Annotated in this window: 16 protein-coding genes and 1 riboswitch; of the genes, 9 read left to right on the top strand and 7 right to left on the bottom strand. The window is 73.7% G+C overall.

Going from position 1 to position 20,332, the window contains the following annotated elements:
* Positions 1-263 precede the first annotated feature (263 nt).
* A complete protein-coding gene (locus tag ABZV77_RS32120) occupies positions 264-1,862 on the bottom strand; it encodes an ABC-F family ATP-binding cassette domain-containing protein (RefSeq protein WP_356264445.1) in 1,599 nt (532 codons plus the stop codon).
* Positions 1,863-1,983: 121 nt separating this feature from the next.
* Positions 1,984-2,748 (bottom strand): hypothetical protein, encoded by a 765-nt coding sequence (locus ABZV77_RS32115; RefSeq protein ID WP_356264442.1) that lies wholly within the window; start codon positions 2,746-2,748, stop codon positions 1,984-1,986.
* A 226-nt stretch (positions 2,749-2,974) separates the two neighbouring features.
* Here ABZV77_RS32115 and ABZV77_RS32110 point away from each other — a divergent pair, with 226 nt between their 5' ends.
* Entirely contained in the window at positions 2,975-3,865 is an 891-nt protein-coding gene (locus ABZV77_RS32110) for a neutral zinc metallopeptidase (protein WP_356264439.1), read from the top strand.
* 19 nt (positions 3,866-3,884) lie between these two features.
* Here ABZV77_RS32110 and ABZV77_RS32105 read toward each other — a convergent pair whose 3' ends face one another.
* From ABZV77_RS32105 to ABZV77_RS32095, 3 genes are all read right to left on the bottom strand, one after another.
* Entirely contained in the window at positions 3,885-5,342 is a 1,458-nt protein-coding gene (locus ABZV77_RS32105) for a hypothetical protein (protein WP_356264436.1), read from the bottom strand.
* A 101-nt stretch (positions 5,343-5,443) separates the two neighbouring features.
* On the bottom strand, positions 5,444-6,580 hold the full coding sequence (locus ABZV77_RS32100; RefSeq protein WP_356264434.1) for an alpha/beta fold hydrolase: 1,137 nt from the start codon (positions 6,578-6,580) through the stop codon (positions 5,444-5,446).
* Between the two features lie 86 nt (positions 6,581-6,666).
* Positions 6,667-7,371: a class II aldolase/adducin family protein gene (locus ABZV77_RS32095; protein WP_356264432.1), complete on the bottom strand. Its 705-nt coding sequence runs from the start codon at positions 7,369-7,371 to the stop codon at positions 6,667-6,669.
* Between the two features lie 316 nt (positions 7,372-7,687).
* On the opposite strand from ABZV77_RS32095, the gene ABZV77_RS32090 reads away from it, so the two are divergent.
* The 7 genes from ABZV77_RS32090 (at position 7,688) to ABZV77_RS32060 (ending at position 16,150) form a co-directional block, all read left to right on the top strand.
* Entirely contained in the window at positions 7,688-8,986 is a 1,299-nt protein-coding gene (locus ABZV77_RS32090; RefSeq protein WP_356264430.1) for an inorganic phosphate transporter, read from the top strand.
* A gap of 12 nt (positions 8,987-8,998) precedes the next feature.
* Complete coding sequence (locus tag ABZV77_RS32085; RefSeq protein ID WP_356264428.1) at positions 8,999-9,229, top strand: hypothetical protein; 231 nt, start codon at positions 8,999-9,001, stop codon at positions 9,227-9,229.
* Between the two features lie 149 nt (positions 9,230-9,378).
* A riboswitch (cobalamin riboswitch) is annotated at positions 9,379-9,512 on the top strand.
* A gap of 109 nt (positions 9,513-9,621) precedes the next feature.
* Complete coding sequence (locus ABZV77_RS32080; protein ID WP_356264425.1) at positions 9,622-10,596, top strand: cobalamin biosynthesis protein; 975 nt, start codon at positions 9,622-9,624, stop codon at positions 10,594-10,596.
* Positions 10,593-12,101: a cobyric acid synthase gene (locus ABZV77_RS32075; RefSeq protein WP_356264423.1), complete on the top strand. Its 1,509-nt coding sequence runs from the start codon at positions 10,593-10,595 to the stop codon at positions 12,099-12,101. Before ABZV77_RS32080 ends, ABZV77_RS32075 begins: the two co-directional genes overlap by 4 nt.
* Before the next feature lie 34 nt (positions 12,102-12,135).
* On the top strand, positions 12,136-14,193 hold the full coding sequence (locus tag ABZV77_RS32070) for a putative cobaltochelatase (protein WP_356264420.1): 2,058 nt from the start codon (positions 12,136-12,138) through the stop codon (positions 14,191-14,193).
* Complete coding sequence (gene cobO / locus ABZV77_RS32065) at positions 14,193-14,801, top strand: cob(I)yrinic acid a,c-diamide adenosyltransferase (protein ID WP_055569405.1); 609 nt, start codon at positions 14,193-14,195, stop codon at positions 14,799-14,801. Before ABZV77_RS32070 ends, cobO begins: the two co-directional genes overlap by 1 nt.
* Positions 14,795-16,150 (top strand): cobyrinate a,c-diamide synthase, encoded by a 1,356-nt coding sequence (locus ABZV77_RS32060; protein ID WP_356264417.1) that lies wholly within the window; start codon positions 14,795-14,797, stop codon positions 16,148-16,150. Before cobO ends, ABZV77_RS32060 begins: the two co-directional genes overlap by 7 nt.
* A gap of 17 nt (positions 16,151-16,167) precedes the next feature.
* Here the strand turns inward: ABZV77_RS32060 and ABZV77_RS32055 are convergent, their stop codons facing one another.
* Positions 16,168-16,899, bottom strand: a complete 732-nt coding sequence (locus ABZV77_RS32055) for a ZIP family metal transporter (RefSeq protein WP_356264414.1) — start codon at positions 16,897-16,899, stop codon at positions 16,168-16,170.
* Positions 16,900-16,971: 72 nt separating this feature from the next.
* Here ABZV77_RS32055 and cobC point away from each other — a divergent pair, with 72 nt between their 5' ends.
* On the top strand, positions 16,972-18,459 hold the full coding sequence (gene cobC, locus ABZV77_RS32050) for an Rv2231c family pyridoxal phosphate-dependent protein CobC (RefSeq protein WP_356264411.1): 1,488 nt from the start codon (positions 16,972-16,974) through the stop codon (positions 18,457-18,459).
* A gap of 946 nt (positions 18,460-19,405) precedes the next feature.
* Here the strand turns inward: cobC and ABZV77_RS32045 are convergent.
* Positions 19,406-20,329 (bottom strand): SCO1860 family LAETG-anchored protein, encoded by a 924-nt coding sequence (locus tag ABZV77_RS32045; protein WP_356264408.1) that lies wholly within the window; start codon positions 20,327-20,329, stop codon positions 19,406-19,408.
* Between the last annotated feature and the right edge of the window lie 3 nt (positions 20,330-20,332).

Raw genomic sequence — 20,332 nt, 5'->3', positions numbered from 1 at the left:
TTCGGGGGCGTCTACCACGATCGGAATTAACGATTCCGCGCGTCGGTCCAGCCGAAGCGGAACGGGCAATGCAGCGAATCTCCAGGTCAGCGCCGTATCGGGCGATGAGGCACCCGTTGTCGCAGCTCGGCGCCAAAATCCGTGTATGACACACCTCGGTACGAGGAGAGCTCACACAGATGAGGGATCACGGATCGGCCGAATGATCCATACGCAGTGGATCAGTCATTCGATCAAGCGAGGTGGACGCTGTGGCACGGTGCTCAGGCGAGCGCGACCAGATCCGCGTAGTCCTGGCCCCACAGGTCCTCGACGCCGTCCGGCAGCAGGATGATGCGCTCCGGCTGGAGCGCCTCGACGGCGCCCTCGTCGTGCGTGACGAGGACGACGGCTCCCTTGTAGGTGCGCAGTGCGCCGAGGATCTCCTCGCGGCTCGCCGGGTCGAGGTTGTTGGTGGGCTCGTCCAGGAGGAGGACGTTGGCCGAGGAGACGACCAGGGTCGCGAGCGCGAGCCGGGTCTTCTCACCGCCGGAGAGCACTCCCGCGGGCTTGTCGACGTCGTCTCCGGAGAAGAGGAACGAGCCGAGCGTCTTGCGCACCTCGACGAGGTCGAGGTCGGGGGCGGCCGAGCGCATGTTCTCCAGGACCGTGCGCTCGGGGTCGAGCGTCTCGTGCTCCTGCGCGTAGTAGCCCAGCTTGAGGCCGTGGCCCTCGATGACCTGGCCGGTGTCGGGCTTCTCGGCGCCGCCCAGGAGCCGCAGCAGCGTGGTCTTGCCCGCGCCGTTGAGGCCGAGGATGACGACGCGCGAGCCCTTGTCGATGGCGAGGTCGACGTCGGTGAAGATCTCCAGCGAGCCGTACGACTTCGACAGGCCCTCGGCCATCAGCGGCGTCTTGCCGCACGGCGAGGGCTCGGGGAAGCGGAGCTTGGCGACCTTGTCGTTCTGACGCACCGCCTCCAGGCCCGCGAGGAGCTTGTCGGCCCGCTTGGCCATGTTCTGCGCGGCGACGGTCTTGGTGGCCTTGGCGCGCATCTTGTCGGCCTGCGAGTGGAGCTGGGAGGCCTTCTTCTCGGCGTTCTGACGCTCGCGCTTGCGGCGCTTCTCGTCGGACTCGCGCTGCTGCTGGTAGAGCTTCCAGCCCATGTTGTAGACGTCGATCTGGGTGCGGTTGGCGTCCAGATAGAAGACCTTGTTGACGACCGTCTCGACGAGGTCGACGTCGTGGGAGATCACGATGAAGCCGCCGCGGTACGTCTTCAGGTAGTCCCGGAGCCAGACGATCGAGTCGGCGTCGAGGTGGTTGGTCGGCTCGTCGAGGAGGAGCGTGTCGGCATCCGAGAAGAGGATGCGGGCCAGCTCGATGCGGCGGCGCTGACCACCGGAGAGCGTGTGCAGGGGCTGGCCCAGCACGCGGTCGGGGAGGTTGAGCGCGGCGGCGATGGTGGCGGCCTCGGCCTCGGCGGCGTACCCGCCCTTGGTGAGGAACTCCGTCTCCTGGCGCTCGTACTGCTTGAGGGCCTTCTCACGGGTGGCGCCCGCGCCGTTCGCGATGCGCTGCTCGTTCTCGCGCATCTTGCGGATCAGTACGTCGAGTCCGCGCGCGGAGAGGATGCGGTTGCGGGCCAGCACCTCGAGGTCGCCGGTGCGCGGGTCCTGCGGGAGGTAGCCGACCTCTCCGGAGCGGGAGATCGTGCCGCCCGCGGGGATGCCTTCACCCGCCAGGCACTTGGTGAGGGTGGTCTTGCCCGCGCCGTTGCGGCCGACGAGGCCGATGCGGTCGCCCTTCGCGATGCGGAAGGTGGCGTTCTCGATGAGGATGCGGGCGCCGGCGCGCAGCTCGATGCCGGAAGCGGTGATCACGGAGTTCTCCAGAAACAGGGTGGACGGCGAGAGGGACGACTGAGGTGCTCAGGACCGGTGTCTATGCCGTCCAACTGAGGAGAGGTGCTGCCATGGCAGCCATTCTAACGGGCCGCCGCAACTACTTTTCCGGGCTGCGGCCGCCGCCGGGGCCCCGCTCCAGGTCCCCGTTGCCCAGCGGAGTGCGGCCCGGAACGATTCTGCCGTAGTCGTCCACCGCGACGACCTGCTCGGTCCAGGCCGCGGCCGGGCCCGCGCAGGGCTGGGCGACCAGGAGCGCCCCGTCGCGGCGGACCGAGCGTGCCGGTGCGAAGGCGCAGCCGGTCCTGGCGGGCAGCACCCAGCGCAGGTCGCCGTCCGCGGTGCGGTAGGCGGCGATGCGGTGCGGGGTGACGACGGCCAGCATGGCGGCGTCCGGGGTGAGCGGCTGCAGGACCCCTGCGCCGCCGTGGGCGTCCGGGGTGCGCAGCCAGTCGGCGCTCGCGGGGACGGCGCGGTGCCAGCGCACGGAGCCGCCGTCGCCGCGGGCCGTGTCGGTGACCAGGCCGTCGTTCCAGAGCGCGAAGGCGTGGCCCGGCGCGGGCAGGAGCGCCACGGGACGGTGTCCCGCGCGCGTGTAGGTCCAGCGGCGGCTGCCGCTCTCCTTGTCGTACGCCTCGACGGCCCGGCCCTTCGCGCGCAGCGCGGGGTCGCCGACGGGCAGGGCACCATCCACACCGTCCACGCGCGCGTGGACGGTGAGACGGTCTCCGTAGGGGGCGGGCCGCGCGTGGTGGGCGGCGGTGACGAGCGGCAGGGCGAGCACGGCGAGGGCCATGGGCAGCGCGATGTGCGTGCCCCGACGGGCCGGGGCGCGGCCCGTCGCGTCGAGCGGCAGAGCGGACATGACGCCCCCTTCGGTACCACTGCCCACGGATCAGGCGCAGAGCGTAGCGGCGGGGGTCGGGGCGGCCGCCGTGCGGCGGGGCGACACGGCGCGGGGAGCGCTCCGCGTCCCCCGTTCGGACCTTCCTCCGGCGCCCGGCGGGGGCGGGCGTACCAGGATGAAGTGGCCGGTGGTCCGGCGCGGGACGGCGTGGGTCGTCCCGGATGCCCGGCAGAGGGGTGCACCCATGCAGTTCGACGACGACGCCGACCTGGACACCTCGGAGGTGCAGGACGTGCGCGGCAGCCGGATCCCCGGCGGCCGGGCGACGGTGGGTGGCGGCATCGCCGGTCTGATCGCCCTGCTCCTGGGGCTCTTCTTCGGCGTCGGCCCCGACCAGCTGGGCCTCTCCTCAGGCAACGAGGAGCCTGCGGCCACGTCGTCGTCCCTCGCGCAGGTGCAGCAGACCTGCCACAAGGGGCGGGACGCGAACAGCAAGGAGGACTGCCGCATCGTGGCGGTGGTCAACAGCGTCCAGGACTTCTGGCGCCCCGAGTTCCAGCGCAGACAGGGCACGTACTCCCCCGCGCAGACCATCCTGTTCAGCGGCCGGACGGGCACCGCCTGCGGCACCGCCACCTCGGCGGTCGGCCCCTTCTACTGCCCCGGCGACCGGCGGGTCTATCTGGACCTGGGCTTCTTCGACGACCTGCGGTCCAAGTTCGGCTCCAGCGGCGGGCCCTTCGCGCAGGCCTACGTCGTGGCGCACGAGTACGGGCACCACGTGCAGAACCTGATGGGGACCCTGCAGCGCTCCCAGGACGGCCGCACGGGCCGTGACAGCAACGCCGTGAAGGTCGAGCTGCAGGCCGACTGCTACGCCGGGGTGTGGGCGCGGCACGCGACGCGCAGCCCGGACGACCGCACGGGCAGGACGCTGATCAGCAGCCTCGACGACAACGACATCCGCGACGGCCTGGACGCGGCGGCCGCGGTGGGCGACGACCGGATCCAGGAGAAGTTCCAGGGCCGGGTCACCCCGGAGTCCTGGACGCACGGCTCGGCCGAGCAGCGCCAGCAGTGGTTCTACGAGGGCTATCGCACCGGCGACATGGGCCGGTGCAACACCTTCCGCTGACAGGCGGGCGCCCTGCCGCTCACTCGCCGCCGGTGTGGACCTGGAAGGCCGCCCGGCGCACGGCCTTGGCGAGCGCCGGGTCGGGGTGGGCCGCGGCGAGGGCGACCAGGACCTGCACGGTGCGGGGGTGCCCGACGCGGCGCACCTCGTCGAGGAGGGCGGGCACGGTGGGCTGGACCGCCGACTCCAGGTGCCGGACGAGCAGTTCGGCCTCTCCGTGGTCGGCGACGGCCGCCGCGGTGTCGACCCACAGCCAGGTGGACTCCTCGCGGGTCAGCACGAGATGGACGTCCTCGGGGTCGGCGCCCTCCTGCTCGGCGAGCCACAGCAGCGCGTAGGGCCGCAGCGAGGGCTCCTCGACGACGGTCCTGACCTCCGGCTCGGCCGGGGCGCCGACGACGCGCAGGGCCTCGAAGGCGAGACCGCGCAGCAGGGCGTCCTCGCCGCGGGCAGCGGTGAGGAGGTCGGTGACGGCGCTGCCGACGGGGCGGGCGGCGAGCCAGGCGCGGTATTCGGCGCGGGCCGCGTTGGGGCGCAGGCGGGCGCAGCCGCGCAGCATGTCCTCCGCGGCCTGCTCGAAGTGCCCGGCGGGGCTCTGTGCGGCGACGCAGATCTGTTCCAGCTTGACCCAGACCGCCCAGCTGCCGAGCGGGGTGAGCGTGGCCTGCCCGTCGGCGCAGGTGAGCGCGCCGACGGCGGCGAGGCCGTGCAGGGCCCAGTCGAGGAGGGCGGGGAGCGGGGCGTCCTGCGGGACCTCGGCGGGGGCGGCCGGTTCGGGCTGGGGGCCGTGCGCGATCTCGCAGCGTTCGGTGCGCAGCTCCGTGACGCGCTGGTCCAGGAGGTCGAGGAGCTGCGGCACGGGGACGGGGCCCGCCGACAGCTGCAGCAGGGACAGGACCTGCGGCATGGCTTCGACGGTCTCCGCGACGGCCGCGGGGGCGAGGTCGTCCGGCGCCGGGTGGGCCAGCGACCAGGCGTCGAAGAGGGCGACCCAGCCGCGCAGCACGGCGGTGTCGTCGCGGTCCCAGACGCGCAGCCGCCAGCCGGGGCGTGCGCTGTCGCCGTGCACCTCGATGAGGCCGGAGAGGCGGGCGGTGTCCCAGTCGGCGCGGACCTGAGCGGGGGTCAGCCCCAGTTCCTCGGCGGCCCGTTCGGCGGTGGCGTCGGACAGTGTGCCCTTGCCGTCGGGCGTCGCGCCGGTGCCGCCGGGGCCCGGGCGGAGGGCCGCGTCGGCCCAGCGGGCGACCCGTGCGGCGGCGGCGAGACCGGCTCGTGCGCCCCGCGCGAGCTCCGCGGGGGCGGGTGTGCCCTCCGGCGGACGGGGCGCGGGACGGCGCGTGCGGCGGTTGCCCATCGCGCCGGGCGCGGCGGACAGGGGCCGTGCTGGGTCGCGCCGGGCCTCTCCTCGCTCTTCGGCCCTCTGGCGGGGCGCGCGGACAAGTCGGAGCCTGGAGTCGCGCGGGGTACGGGACGTCACAGGAGCAGTCTTCCTGTTGACGGTCCGAAAACCCAAACGGAATGGCGGCGCAGGCCTTCGGGGGCGCTGCGCCGCGGGTGTGCGGGAGGGGCTTCGAACGGTCAGATCAGGGGGGTGAGGAAGCGCCGCAGCACCTCTTCGTAGCCCGCCGGGTCCGCGTTCCACATGGCGCCGTGGGGCGCGTTCGGAACGGGGTGCAAGGTGACGAGCTCCGGCCGCCGTTCGGCCATTTTGCGGGAGAGGCCCCAGGGCGCGACGGTGTCGTCGGGGCCGTGCACGACGAGGGTCGGCACCTTGAGCGCCTCGGGGCCCGCGGACGCCAGGATCCGGTCACCGCGCAGACCGGTGCGGCCCTGCGCCGCACGGACCGCAAGCGGAAGGAGTGGTCCCGGGGTGCGGCGGGCCCCGGCGAGGGCCCGCAGGGTGGTCTCCCAGTTCAGCACCGGGGAGTCGAGGACGAGGCCGCTGATGCGGTCGCGGAGCGCCGAGTGCGCGGCGGCGTGCAGGCACATGGCGGCGCCGGTGGACCAGCCGTGCAGGACGACGCGCTCGGCGCCGTTGCGCACGGCGTAGCGGATGGCGGCGTCCAGGTCGCGCCACTCGGTCTCGCCGAGGTGGCCGAGGCCGTCCGGGGAGCGGGGCGCGCCCAGGTCGCCGCGGTAGGCGAGGTCGAGGACGGGGACCCGCAGGCGGTGCAGGAAGTCCATGACGACCATGGGGTGCTCGCGGGTGGTGCCGAGGCCGTGCACCGTGATGACCCAGGTGTCCCGGGCGGCGGGCACGAACCAGGCGGGCAGGCCGCCGAGTTCGCCGGGGATGTCGACGTCGGCGTGGTCGAGGCCGAGCGCGGCGTGCGGGTCCCCGATGTGGACCTGGGGCGTCAGCCAGACGCGGGCGCCGGGTTCCAGGGTGCCGTGGGTGACGGCTTCGAGGCGGCGTACGACGGTGTCGGCCTCGTGCGGGGCGGACTCCAGGACGGGTCCGACGATCGCGTGGGTGCCGTTGCCGCTCAGGCCGTAGGTGCCGGGGCGCAGGCTCGCCAGGGCGCGGGTCAGGCTGATCTGGCCCGCGGCCGTGGCGTGCACGGTGAGGCGGGGCTCGGTCGGCAGGGGGCGGCCCGCGGGCGCCTTGAGGGCGGCGTCGCTGGCGAAACGGCCCGCCGCGATGGCGGCCGCGGCCGTTCCCAGGGCGGCTGTTACTGCGGTGACGGCCGCTGCCGTCGCTTTGGCTGGGCGCACCGTCCCAGTGTCCGGGGCGGAGGGCTCCGGGGCCAGTGGGCGGTGGCTCCGGGGTGACCGGGGCGGCCTGGGCGCACCGTCCCGCGTCAGTCGGCGGGCTGGCCGTACCCCTTCAGCCGCTCCTCCGCTTCGCGCAGCTGGGACGGCGACAGGAGGGTCGGGGCGTGGCCCGGGACGGCAGCGGCCGTGAGCCAGAGGCGGGACATCCATTCCAGTTGGGCCGTGCGGTCGTACGCCTGGGAGAGGTGGTCTCCGTAGGTGACCGTTCCGTGGTTCTGGAGGAGGCATCCCGTGCGGTCGCGCAGGGCGTGGAGCATGTGGTCGGCGAGCTCCTCGGTGCCGTAGAGCGCGTAGGGCGCGACGCGCGGCGGGCCGCCGAGGATGCCTGCCATGTAGTGGACCGCGGGGAGCTCGGAGACCAGCATCGAGACGGCCGTGGCGTGCACCGCGTGGGTGTGGACCACCGCACCCGCATCTGTGTTGCGGTAGATCGCGAGGTGCATGGGCAGTTCGCTGGTGGGCGAGAGGTCGCCGAAGAGCTGTCGTCCTTCGAGGTCGACGCCGACCGCGGCTTCGGGGCCCTCGGTGCGCAGGCGGTCGTACGGCACTCCGCTCGGTGTGACCAGGACGGTGCCGCCGACCCGCACCGAGACATTGCCCGAGGTGCCGACGACCAGGCCGTCGGTGACCGTCCTGCGGGCCGCGTCGACGAGCTCCGCCCAGGCCTTCGCGATGGCGTCCGTATCCCCATGGTCCCCGTGCTGCCGCTGCCACTGCCGCTGCTCAGTCATGCGGTGATCCTGCCAGCCGGGCACCGGACGGCGGAGGGGGTGCGGCACGCAGGGTGATCAGTATCTCTTCGACGGCGGCGGTGGGCTGTTCGAAGGGGCGTGGCCGCGGGGTGGCCGCCGGATGGCGGAGCCCGACACTCCGCCCAGTTTGCGGGCCCCCCGCCGTCGCTCCGTACGATCGCTGTCGGACACCGGGAACATACGAAGTGATGAGCCTCCACTTCGGGTCACCGCACCGCCCGGCCAAGTTCACTTTCCGTTCACCCGGATTGCCTACGTTCAACATGCCACTGACGTCCAACAGAAGCCTGGGTAAATGGAACACATCACGCTTCTCCTCGGGATCGTGATCGTTACCGCTCTCGTGTTCGATTTCACGAACGGTTTCCACGACACTGCCAACGCGATGGCGACGACCATCTCGACCGGCGCTCTGAAGCCCAAGACGGCGGTGGCCATGTCCGCCGTGCTGAACCTCGTCGGTGCCTTCCTCTCGGTGGAAGTCGCCAAGACGATCTCCGGCGGCATCGTCAATGAGGACGGCCTCAAGACAGAGGTCATCTTTGCCGCGCTCGTCGGCGCGATTCTCTGGAATCTCCTGACCTGGCTGGTGGGCCTGCCCTCCAGTTCCTCCCACGCGCTCTTCGGCGGCCTCATCGGCGCCGCGGTCATGTCGATGGGCTGGTCGTCGATCAACGGCGGCACCGTCGTCACCAAGATCCTGATCCCGGCCGTCGCGGCCCCGCTCGTGGCGGGCATCGCCGCGACGCTGGCCACGCGCCTGACGTACCGCATCGGCCGCAACACGGACCAGAAGTCCACCGCCAAGGGCTACCGCGCGGGTCAGATCGCCTCCGCCGGTCTCGTCTCGCTGGCGCACGGCACGAACGACGCGCAGAAGACCATGGGCATCATCACGCTCGCCCTCATCACGGGCGGCGTCCTGAACCCCGGTGCCAACCCCCCGATGTGGGTCATCGTCTCGGCCGGTATCGCCATCGCGCTCGGTACCTACCTCGGCGGCTGGCGCATCATCCGCACGATGGGCAAGGGCCTGACCGACCTCGCGCCGCAGCAGGGCTTCGCCGCCCAGACCAGCGCCGCGACGGCGATCCTCGCCTCCTCGCACATCGGCTTCTCGCTCTCCACCACCCAGGTCTGCTCCGGCGCCGTGATGGGCGCGGGCCTCGGCCGCAAGGGCGGCGTCGTCCGCTGGTCGACCGCGACCCGGATGTTCGTCGCGTGGGGCCTGACCCTGCCGGCCGCCGGTCTGGTCGGCGCGGGCGCCGAGTTCCTCACCAAGCAAGGCCCCTGGGGCATCGCGGTCACCGCCGCGCTGCTCGTCGGCGGCTCGGCCGTGATCTGGGTGCTCTCGCGGCGCAACGCCATCGACCACACCAACGTCACCGACGACGAGATCCGCCCGGCCGACGAGACCACGGGCGCCGAGCCCGCGGGCGTCGTGACCACTGCGATCGCCGCCGTCACGCCGCCCCCCACGGGCACCCTGGCCGCCTCGACCGTCGCGGACGAGTCCGTCAAGGCCGGAGTCACGGCCCCGACCACAACCACGACCGGCGCCATGGCGGACCCCGCCCGGCCCGCGACGGTGTAAGGACAGATCAGCATGAGCATCGACTGGGCAGCTCTCGGCTCCGTCTTCGGAGTCAGCCTCGCGGTGACGGTGGCCCTGGTGGGCCTGTTCACGCTCGGCATCGTCGGCCTCTCCCAGCAGGACAAGGCGGCCACCGCTACGGCTGGGGGGCGCCCGGCGACGATGGCGCGCACCGGCGCGTACGCCTGCTTCGCGCTGTGCGCGGCGGCCGTGGCGTACGGGATCTATCTGATCGTCGCCTGACGGCAGCCGACCCCCGGTCGGCAACGGCGTTCCCGGATGGGGCGCGGAGCGTACGAAACGCTCCGCGCCCCACTCGTGTGTCGGGACCCCCGTGTGGGCCCCAACACACTCTCCCGCCGCAGGTCAACGGCGAGTTGACGGGCGTTCGGGGACCGTGGTGGACTGCCGGGGCCAACTACGGCGGCAGAAGAGGAAGCCGGTGCGAATCCGGCGCGGTCCCGCCACTGTCACCGGGGAGAACCCTCCCCGTGAGCCAGGAACTCTCGCCACCGATCACGTCGAACCAGGGCGCGGACACCCTGAGTGAGGACATATCGCCATGCGCGGCCGCCCGGTGCCGGTTCCCTCCCTGAGTACGAGTCCTCTCCTCAGCGCGACGGCGGGCTGAGCCCATGAGTGCCGATCGCGACTTCGCGTACGGCGCCGCCGCCGGATTCCTCGGTGACCTGCTGCTCGGCGATCCCCGCAGGGGCCACCCGGTCGCCGCGTTCGGGCGGGCGGCGGGCGCCGTCGAGCGGGTGCTGTGGCGGGACCACCGCGGGTGGGGCGCGCTGCACACCCTGGTCTGCGCCGGGGGCGCGGCGGGTGCCGCCGCGCTCACTTCCGCTCTCGTACGCCGCTCAAGCGCGAAGCGTGCCGGATCCGTGGCGCTGACCGCCGCCGCGACCTGGGCCGTGCTCGGCGGGACCTCGCTCGGACGCGAGGCGCGGGCCGTCGGCGGGGCGCTGGAGGCCGGTGACATCGAGGTCGCCAGGGAGCGGCTGCCCCATCTGTGCGGGCGGGACCCGCAGGCGCTGGACGCCGACGGCATCGCGCGGGCCGTCGTGGAGTCCGTCGCGGAGAACACCTCAGACGCCGTGGTGGGAGCGCTCGTGTGGGGCGCCGTCGGCGGGGTGCCGGGACTCGTCGCCTTCCGTGCCGTGAACACCCTCGACGCGATGGTCGGGCACAAGTCCGCGCGCTACCGGCGCTACGGATGGGCCTCGGCGCGGCTCGACGACGTCTTCGGCTGGCCCGGCGCGCGGCTCACCGCCGCGCTGGCCGTGCTCGCTGGGGACTCGCCCTCGGGGGCGGTGCGGGCATGGCGTTCCGATGCCGCGAAACACCCGAGTCCCAACGCGGGGCCCGTCGAGGCCGCCTTCGCGGGGGCTTTGGGCGTACGCCTCGGGGGGACCCTCTCGTACGCGGGACGGGTCGAGCACCGGCCCGTGCTCAACGCGGACGGGCACGACGTGCGCGTGGCGGACATCGAGCGGGCGGTGAAGCTCTCCCGGCGCGTGGGCCTGCTGGCCCTCGGCGTCGCGGCCGCCGCCCGGCTGACGTCCGGCAGGTCCAGCAGATCCAGTAAGCCAGGGAGAGCCTCGTGAGCGGTGGACTGCTCGTCGCCGGAACCACCTCGGACGCCGGGAAGAGCGTCGTCACCGCGGGCATCTGCCGGTGGCTGACCCGCAAGGGTGTCTCCGTCGCGCCCTTCAAGGCGCAGAACATGTCCCTCAACTCCTTCGTCACCCGCGAAGGCGCCGAGATCGGGCGGGCGCAGGCCATGCAGGCGCAGGCCGCCCGCGTCGAGCCGACCGCGCTGATGAACCCCGTGCTGCTCAAGCCGGGCGGCGACCGCTCCAGCCAGGTCGTCCTGATGGGCAAACCGGTCGGCGAGATGAGCGCGCGCGGCTACCACGGGGGGCGCCAGGCGGCGCTGCTCGACACCGTCGTGGGTTGCCTGGAGGAGCTCCGGTCCACCTACGACGCCGTGATCTGCGAGGGCGCAGGCAGCCCCGCCGAGATCAACCTGCGGCGCACCGACATCGTGAACATGGGCATAGCGCGCGCCGCCCGCTTTCCCGTCCTGGTGGTCGGGGACATCGACAGGGGCGGGGTGTTCGCGTCGTTCTTCGGGACGACGGCGCTGCTCAGCGCCGAGGACCAGGAGCTGGTCGCCGGATACCTGGTCAACAAGTTCCGCGGCGACGTCTCCCTCCTCGAACCCGGCCTCGACATGCTGCTCGACCTCACCGGGCGGCGCACGTACGGCGTGCTGCCGTTCCAGCACGGGCTCGGCATCGACGAGGAGGACGGCCTGCGGGTGTCCCTGCGGGGCGCCGTCCGGGAGTCCGTGGTGGCCCCGCCGGTCGGCGAGGACGTGCTGCGGGTCGCCGTCTGCGCCGTGCCGCTGATGTCCAACTTCACGGACGTGGACGCGCTGGCCGCGGAGCCCGGCGTCGTCGTGCGGTTCGTGGACCGCGCCGAGGAACTCGTCGACGCCGACCTGGTCGTGGTGCCGGGCACCCGCGGCACCGTGCGCGCCCTGCAGTGGCTGCGCGAGCGCGGCCTCGCGGACGCCCTAGCGCGCCGCGCCGCCGAGGGGCGGCCCGTGCTCGGCATCTGCGGCGGCTTCCAGGTCCTCGGCGAGCACATCGAGGACGACGTCGAGTCGCGGGCCGGGTCCGTCGACGGGCTCGGGCTGCTGCCGGTGCGGGTGCGGTTCGCCCGCGAGAAGACCCTCGCCCGGCCGGTGGGCGAGGCCCTCGGCGAGCCCGTCGAGGGGTACGAGATCCACCACGGCGTGGCCGAAGTGGCGGGCGGCGAGCCCTTCCTCGACGGCTGCCGGGTCGGCGAGGTGTGGGGCACGCACTGGCACGGGTCGCTGGAGAGCGACGCGTTCCGGCGCCGGTTCCTCACCGAGGTCGCCCGCGCGGCCGGACGCCGCTTCGTGCCCGCCCCCGACACCAGCTTCGGCACGCTCCGCGAGGAGCAGCTCGACCTGCTCGGTGACCTGATCGAAGAACACGCGGACACGGACGCGCTGCTGGACCTGATCGAAAAGGGCCCCCCGACCGGCCTGCCGTTCATCGCCCCCGGAGCGCCCTCGTGAGCGCCGCCATGCACCATCGCACCAAGGAGGCTCTGTGAGTACCCCGTATCCGTTCACCGCCCTCGTCGGGCAGGACGACCTGCGGCTCGCGCTCTTGCTGAACGCCGTATCGCCCGCCGTGGGCGGCGTGCTCGTACGGGGAGAGAAGGGCACCGCCAAGTCCACCGCCGTGCGTGCGCTCTCCGCGCTGCTCCCCGAGGTGCCGGTCGTCGCCGGGTGCCGCTTCTCGTGCGACCCGGCGGCCGCAGACCCGAACTGCCCCGACGGCCCGCACGAGTCGGGCGGCGCCACCGCGCGCCCCGCGCGCATGGTCGAGCTGCCGGTCGGCGCCTCCGAGGACCGGCTCGTCGGAGCGCTCGACATCGAGCGGGCCCTCGCGGAGGGCGTGAAGGCCTTCGAGCCCGGACTGCTCGCCGACGCGCACCGCGGCATCCTGTACGTGGACGAGGTCAACCTCCTCCACGACCACTTGGTCGACCTCCTGTTGGACGCGGCCGCGATGGGCGCCTCGTACGTGGAGCGCGAAGGCGTCTCCGTGCGGCATGCCGCGCGCTTCCTGCTCGTCGGCACCATGAACCCCGAAGAGGGCGAGCTGCGGCCGCAGTTGCTCGACCGGTTCGGTCTCACCGTCGAGGTGGCCGCGTCCCGGGAGACCGACCAGCGCGTCGAGGTCGTACGGCGACGGCTCGCGTACGACGACGACCCCGAGGGCTTCGCGGGGCGCTGGGACGAGGACGAGTCGGCGCTGCGCGCACAGGTCGTGGCGGCCCGCGCGCTGCTCCCCCAAGTCGTCCTCGGCGACGCGGCGTTGCGGCAGATCGCGGCGACCTGTGCGGCCTTCGAGGTCGACGGGATGCGCGCGGACATCGTGATGGCACGCACGGCGACGGCGCTCGCCGCGTGGGCGGGCCGCACCGACGTACAGAGCGAGGACGTGCGCCAGGCCGCGCTGCTCGCGCTGCCGCACCGCAGGCGCCGCAACCCGTTCGACGCGCCCGGTCTCGACGAGGACAAGCTGGACGAGGCGCTGGAGGACTCGCGCGAGGACGAGGAGCCCGAGCCGCCCGAGGGGGACGACGACCCCGACGGCGGCGGCCCTGACGGCGGCCCCGGCGGCGGGCAGCCCCCGGCCGACGGCCCCGACTCCCCCGAACTGCCGTCCCAGAACCAGGGCCAGGACACCGACGAGGCACCGACCCCCGAGGAGCCAGCCCCGACGTCCGGCGCCCCCGCCGGCTCCGGCGAGCAGCAGGCGGTGCGCGCCACGGAGCCGTTCCGCACGAAGATGCTGAGCGTGCCCGGCATCGGCGAGGGTGCGGCGGGCCGGCGCTCGCGGGCCCGCACCGAACACGGCCGCACGACGGGTTCGCGCCGCCCCCGGGGCGCCCTGACCAAGCTGCACCTGGCGGCGACGGTGCAGGCCGCCGCCCCGCACCAGAAGGCGCGCGGGCGTTCCGGCGCCGGTCTCGTCGTACGCCGTGACGATCTGCGGCAGGCGACGCGGGAGGGCCGCGAGGGCAACCTCGTGCTGTTCGTCGTGGACGCCTCCGGGTCGATGGCGGCGCGGCAGCGGATGAGCGCCGTCAAGGGCGCGGTGCTCTCCCTCCTCCTCGACGCCTACCAGCGGCGCGACAAGGTGGGGCTCGTGACGTTCCGCGGCACGGAGGCGCAGGTGGCGCTGCCGCCGACGTCGTCGGTGGACGCGGCCGCGGCCCGCCTCGAATCGCTGCCGACCGGCGGCCGCACGCCGCTGGCCGCGGGCCTGCTGAAGGCGCACGACGTGCTGCGCGTGGAGCGGCTGCGGGACGCCGCGCGGCGTCCGCTGGTGGTCGTGGTGACGGACGGGCGGGCGACCGGGGGCGTGGAGCCGGTGGCCCGCGCGGGCCGGGCGGCCCGGCTGTTCGCGGCCGAAGGCGTCGCCTCGGTCGTCGTGGACTGCGAGTCGGGTTACGTACGGCTCGGCCTGGCCGGACAGCTGGCGGGCGAGCTCGGCGGCACCGCCGTCACCCTCGACGAGCTGCGGGCGGACTCGATCGCCGGCCTCGTCAAGGACGTACAGGGAATGAACTCGCCTTCGAGGAGGGCCGCTTAATGCCGCAGGGACAGCCGAGCGTCGTACCGGACGACGGGCTCACGACGCGCCAGCGCCGCAACCGTCCCCTCGTCTTCGTCCACACGGGCGTCGGCAAGGGCAAGTCGACCGCCGCGTTCGGGCTCGCGCTGCGGGCCTGGAATCAGGGGTGGCCGATCGGCGTCTTCCAGTTCGTGAAGTCGGCGAAGTGGAAGGTCGGCGAGGAGAACGCGCTGAAGGTCCTCGGCGCCACCGGTGAGGGCGGCACGGTCGCCTGGCACAAGATGGGCGAGGGCTGGTCGTGGATCCAGCGCGCCCCCGCCGAGGGCGAGCTGACCAACGAGGACAAGGCCCGCGAGGGCTGGGAGCAGGTCAAGCGGGACCTCGCCGAGGAGACGTACAAGCTCTACGTCCTCGATGAGTTCGCCTACCCGATGCACTGGGGCTGGATCGACACCGACGAGGTCGTCGAGGTGCTGCGCAACCGCCCCGGCACCCAGCACGTCGTCATCACCGGCCGCAACGCGCCCCAGAAGCTGATCGACTACGCGGACCTGGTGACCGACATGTCGAAGATCAAGCACCCGATGGACGCGGGCCAGAAGGGCCAGAGGGGCATCGAGTGGTAGCTCGTCTCGTCATCGCGGCGCCGTCGTCGGGCAGTGGCAAGACGACCGTCGCGACGGGCCTGATGGCCGCCTTCGCGGCGGCCGGGCTCGCCGTCTCCCCGCACAAGGTCGGCCCTGACTACATCGACCCGGGCTACCACGCGCTGGCGACCGGCCGCCCCGGCCGCAACCTCGACGCGTACCTGTGCGGCCCCGATCTGGTGGCGCCGCTGTTCGCGCACGGCGCGACAGGCTGCGACCTCGCCGTGGTCGAGGGCGTGATGGGGATGTACGACGGGGCGGCGGGGCAGGGCGAGCTGGCCTCGACGGCCCATGTCGCGAAGCTGCTGCGGGCGCCGGTCGTCCTGGTCGTCGACGCGTCGTCGCAGTCGCGGTCGGTGGCGGCGCTGGTGCACGGCTTCGCGTCCTGGGACCCGGAGGTGCGGGTCGCGGGCGTCATCCTCAACAAGGTCGGCTCCGACCGGCACGAGGCGCTGCTGCGCGAGGCGCTCGACGAGTCCGGGGTGCCGGTGCTCGGGGCGCTGCGCCGCGCTCCCCAAGTGCAGGCGCCTTCGCGGCACTTGGGGCTCGTGCCGGTCGCCGAGCGGCAGGCCGATGCGGTCGAGTCGGTGGCGTCGCTCGCCGCGCGGGTGCGGGAGGGATGCGACTTGGAGGGGCTGCTGGCCCTGGCGCGCAGTGCACCGTCCTTGCCGGGCGAGGCGTGGGACCCGCGCACGGGGCTCGGCGCGGCACCGCAGGAACCGGCGAAGCCCGTGGTCGCGGTGGCGGGCGGCGCCGCGTTCACCTTCTCCTACGCCGAGCATGCCGAGCTGCTCACCGCCGCCGGGGCCGACGTGGTCACCTTCGACCCCCTGCACGACGAGCAACTGCCCGACGGAACGGCCGGGTTGGTCATCGGCGGCGGGTTCCCCGAGGTGTACGCGCCCGAGCTGTCCGCCAACGAGCGGCTGCGCAAGGCCGTGGCGGAGCTGGCGCTCTCCGGTGCGCCCGTGGCCGCGGAGTGCGCGGGGCTGCTCTACCTCTCCCGCGAGCTGGACGGGAAGCCGATGTGCGGGGTGCTCGACGCGAAGGCCCGGATGGCGGAGCGGCTGACGCTCGGCTACCGGGAGGCCGTGGCTATCTCGGACAGCGTGCTCGCGGCGAACGGCACACGGATGCGGGGCCACGAGTTCCACCGCACGGTCGTCGAGCCCGGCGCGGGCCCTGCTCCTGCCTGGGGCCTGCACCAGCCCGAGCGGCGCGTCGAGGGCTTCGTACAAGGAAACGTGCACGCCAGCTATCTGCACACGCACTGGGCGGCGGAGCCGGGCGTCGCGCGCCGTTTCGTCGGAAGATGCGCCACCCCGTGAACCGGCCGCCGTCGCGCTCAGCCCGCGATGCCCACCACCAGCCAGATGAAGGCCGCGCCCGCCACCGTGCACAGCAGGGTCGAGCGGGCCGGGTGGTCGTGGTGGGCCTCGGGCAGGATCTCGGCCGCCGCGAGATACAGCAGCGCGCCGCCGAAGAAGCCCAGATAGCTGCCGAGCAGTTGCTCCGGAATGGTGAAGAGCAGGGTCGAAGCGGCGCCCACCACGGGGGCCGCCGCGTCCGCGAACAGCATCGCGAGCGCCTTGCGGCGGGCGTTCCCGTACAGGCTGGTGATCGTGTACGTGTTGAAGCCGTCCGCGAAGTCATGGGCGACGACGGCCAGCGCCACGGCCGTGCCCATGCCGCCGCCCACCTGGAAGGCGGCGCCGATCGCGACGCCGTCCATCACGCTGTGCCCGACCATCGCGGCGGCGGCGGTGAGCCCCACCTCGGGCACCCGGCCACCCTCGTGCTCGTCGGCGCCGTGCGCGGCCTGGCGGCCCGCGAGGAGGCGTTCCACCAGATGGGCGACGAGGAAGCCCGCCACGAACAGGAGCAGCGCCGCCGGTACGCCGAAGACGGGCTCGCCCGCGGCGTCCAGCGCCTCCGGCAGCAGGTCGAGGCCGACGACCCCGAGCATCAGCCCGCCCGCGAGCCCCAGGACGAGGTGGCGCCGGTCGGTGACCCGCTGGGCCGTCCAGCCGCCCACCAGGGTCATGAGGAAGGCGCCGAGCGCCACGAACACCGCCATGGCCCCTTGCTAGCCGATTGACCCCCTGCTCCGCACATCCATCACCCCACCCCACACGAAAGGACCTCCCCCATGGCCGTGGCCGATGCCGACGCCGGAAAGGTGATGTCGTCCACCGAGGACGCCGTACTCGTCGTCGGCGTCGGCGCCTGCGAGGACGCCCCGGTGGAGGAGGTGCTCGGCCTCGTCCGGGACACGGTCCGGGAGGCGGGCCTCTCCGAGGGGGCGGTCGCCGAGCTGGCGACGGTCGACGTGAAGGGGACGGAGCCGGGGATCGTCGGGGCGGCGGCGCGGCTCGGGGTGCCGCTGGTGACGTACTCGGCGCGGGAGCTGGCGGATGTGAAGGTGCCGAACCCGTCCGCGCGGTCCCGTGCGGCGGTGGGCACGCCGTCCGTGGCGGAGGCGGCGGCGCTGCGGGGCGGCGGCGAACTCCTCGTCCCCAAGCGGAAGTCGACACCGATGGGCCGCCCGCCCATGGCAACGTGCGCGATAGCGGCCCGCCCCCACCCCCCGGCCGCGCCCTTCGATCTACGTCACCACGGCGACGCGGAGGTACGGGACGACGGCGCCGATCTGACCGACCTGGCGGTCAACGTACGCTCCGACACTCCCCCGGCATGGCTCAAGGAGCTGATCGCCGCGTCCCTGGACGGCCTGGCGGCGTACCCCGACGGCCGGGCGGCGCGCGAGGCAGTGGCGGCACGTCACGCCCTGACGCCGGACCGTGTCCTGCTCACGGCGGGCGCGGCGGAGGCATTCGTCCTCCTCGCCCGCGCCCTGAAGGTCCGTCACCCCTACGTCGTCCACCCCCAGTTCACCGAACCGGAGGCGGCACTGCGGGATGCGGGGCACGAGGTGGGCCGGGTGCTGCTGCGCGAGGAGGACGGCTTCCGGCTCGACCCGTCCGCGGTGCCGGAGGAAGCGGACCTGGTGGTCATCGGCAACCCCACCAACCCGACGTCGGTCCTCCACCCGGCCGAATCGATAGCCCAACTCGCCCGCCCCGGGCGCACTTTGGTGGTCGACGAGGCCTTCATGGACGCGGTACCGGGCGAGCGGGAGGCTCTGGCGGGCCGCACGGACATCCCCGGCCTGGTGGTGCTCCGCAGCCTCACCAAGACATGGGGCCTGGCGGGCCTGCGGATCGGCTACGTCCTCGCCGCACCCGACACGATCTCCGCCCTCACCCAGGCGCAGCCGCTGTGGCCGGTGTCGACACCGGCGCTCGTGGCCGCGCGGGCGTGCGTGGGGCCGCGGGCGCTGGCGGAGGCGGGCCATGCGGCGCACCGGGTCGCGGCGGACCGCGCCCATCTCCTCGCCGGGCTCGCGGAGTTGGCCCCCGCGGGGGTTCGCGCGGTGGAGCCCGCGGAGGGGCCCTTCCTTCTTGTACGGGTCCCGGGGGCGGCGTCGGTGCGCGAGCGGCTTCGGGGGCGGGGGTTTGCTGTGCGGCGCGGCGATACGTTTCCTGGCCTGGGGCCTGACTGGATCCGCCTCGCCGTCCGAGACCGCGCCACGTCGTCCGCCTTCCTCGCGGCGCTGGCGTCGGTGCTCCGGTCCTAGCCGGATGCCCCGCGCCGTCCGGCGGGGGTAGGAGCCCCAAGCCCGCCGCTTCGCGGCGGATGTTTCCCACCCACCCACCCGTTTACCCCGCAACGTCCAGCGGGAGTAGGGGCCCGAGGCCTGCCCCACCGCGGTCAGGGCGTGGGTGGGTGGGCGGGAGACCCCCTCGGCCGCCAGCAAGACCAGCAGCCCGGGGGCGCCCCCACCGGGACAGGGCATAGGTGGGCGGGAGACCCCCATAGCCGCCAGCAAGGCCAGCAGCCGGGGCGGGCATCGCCCCCACGGGGTCAGGGCGTCGGCGGGCGGGTGGGTGGGTGATGAGCAGCCGGGGAGGGGATCGCCCCCCACCGGGCCAGGGCGTCGGCGGGTGGGTGGGTGACGAGCAGTCTGGGCGGGCATCTCCCCGGCGGGTCAGGGCATGGGCGGGCGACCCCCGTAGCCGTCAGCACGACCAGCAGCTCAGGGAGGGCATCGCCCCCACCGGGACGGGGCGTGGGTGAGGGAATGGGGGACCCCGCAGCCGTCAGCAAGGCCAGCGGCCCGGGGAGGGGATCGCCCCCACCGGGGGCAGGGCGTCGGCGGGTGGGTGATGAGTAGCCGGGGCGGGCATCTCCCCGGCGGGTCAGGGCATGGGCGGGCGACCCCCGTAGCCGTCAGCACGACCAGCAGCTCAGGGCGGGCATCGCCCCCACCGGGACGGGGCGTGGATGGGCGAGTGGGGGAGCCCGCAGCCGTCAGCGAGACCAGCGGCCCGGGGAGGGGGGCGCCCCCCCTCCCCGGGCCGCAGCCGCGTACGAGACGGGAGGGGACGTGGGGGTATGTGCGCACGGAGCACCGAGCCGACCGGGACGGGCAGATGGTCTTCAGGCGGGGCGTAGGGATAGCGAGTACGTACATACCCCCACGGCCCCGCACCCACCCACGGGCCCAAGGCGACCCGCCCGGACTAGCCCCGGTTACGCCGCGCCATCGCCACCGCTCCTCCCCCGGCCACCAGCAGCACCACCGCCCCACCCGCCACATACGGCGTCATCGCGCTGCCCCCCGTCTCCGCGAGGTTCGCCTCCGTCTTCGGCTGGACGGGCTTCTCCGGCTTGCCCTGGGGCTTTTCGCCGGGCTCCTTCGGCGGGGTCGCCCCCACCGGCGTCTCGCACCCCGCCCCGGCCAGCGTCACCGTGCCCGTGACCTCCGCGACGTTCAGCTTCAGCGGGTTCACGGACACCGTGAGCTCCAGCGCGGACGCCGCCGCCGTACGCGACGTCGTGTGCGTCTTCGACAGGGCGAGGCTCACCTCGCCGACCCCCGGCACCTTCACCTCCGTCGTCCCCTTCGCCGTCAGCGTGACCTTCTTGCCGAGCACGGTCACCGCGCCCAGGAGATTCGATTCGGCAACCGGCCGCTTCCCCGCCGCGCACACCGCCTTGGAGGTGACCTGCTCGACCTCGACGAGGGACAGCAAGGGCAGCCCCGGCACATGCATCTTGGCGCGCGCGATGTTGCTGTAGCCCTCCGCCGTGCCACCCCGAACCGTGGCCTTCGCCGTGGCGACGTCCGCGCGGAGCACGCTGAAGGGCCGCCCGCCGTCGACCCCGTCCAGCCGCGCGGTCAACGCGGTCTTCTCGGCGCTGGCAGGAGCCTGCACCTCGTTCAGGGCGACCTTGAGCGGGACGTTCACGGTCTTGTTGAGCAGGGAGACGTTCAGCCCGGTGCGCAGCACGACGGCGTCGGCCCGCCCGCCCCGGTGGCTGTCGCCACCCGTGGCCTGCGCGGCCCCCGCACCGGCGAGCGCCGCGGGCCCGGCGGCGAGCGCGGTGGCGACGGCGACGACGGAGAGGCGACGGACGGGCGCACGGAATGTATTGCTGTTCAAGGT

The sequence above is a fragment of the Streptomyces sp. NPDC004732 genome (assembly GCF_040609235.1).
Classification (GTDB): Bacteria; Actinomycetota; Actinomycetes; order Streptomycetales; family Streptomycetaceae; genus Streptomyces.
This window is presented reverse-complemented; position numbering and strand designations above follow the sequence as displayed.

Coding starts and splice junctions, on each gene's coding strand:
- ABZV77_RS32115 (WP_356264442.1), bottom strand. CDS start 2,748: ATGTCCGCTCTGCCGCTCGACGCGACGGGCCGCGCCCCGGCCCGTCGG.
- ABZV77_RS32095 (WP_356264432.1), bottom strand. CDS start 7,371: ATGACTGAGCAGCGGCAGTGGCAGCGGCAGCACGGGGACCATGGGGAT.
- cobC (WP_356264411.1), top strand. CDS start 16,972: ATGGCCGTGGCCGATGCCGACGCCGGAAAGGTGATGTCGTCCACCGAG.
- ABZV77_RS32055 (WP_356264414.1), bottom strand. CDS start 16,899: ATGGCGGTGTTCGTGGCGCTCGGCGCCTTCCTCATGACCCTGGTGGGC.
- ABZV77_RS32090 (WP_356264430.1), top strand. CDS start 7,688: ATGGAACACATCACGCTTCTCCTCGGGATCGTGATCGTTACCGCTCTC.
- cobO (WP_055569405.1), top strand. CDS start 14,193: ATGCCGCAGGGACAGCCGAGCGTCGTACCGGACGACGGGCTCACGACG.
- ABZV77_RS32080 (WP_356264425.1), top strand. CDS start 9,622: ATGAGTGCCGATCGCGACTTCGCGTACGGCGCCGCCGCCGGATTCCTC.
- ABZV77_RS32110 (WP_356264439.1), top strand. CDS start 2,975: ATGCAGTTCGACGACGACGCCGACCTGGACACCTCGGAGGTGCAGGAC.
- ABZV77_RS32085 (WP_356264428.1), top strand. CDS start 8,999: ATGAGCATCGACTGGGCAGCTCTCGGCTCCGTCTTCGGAGTCAGCCTC.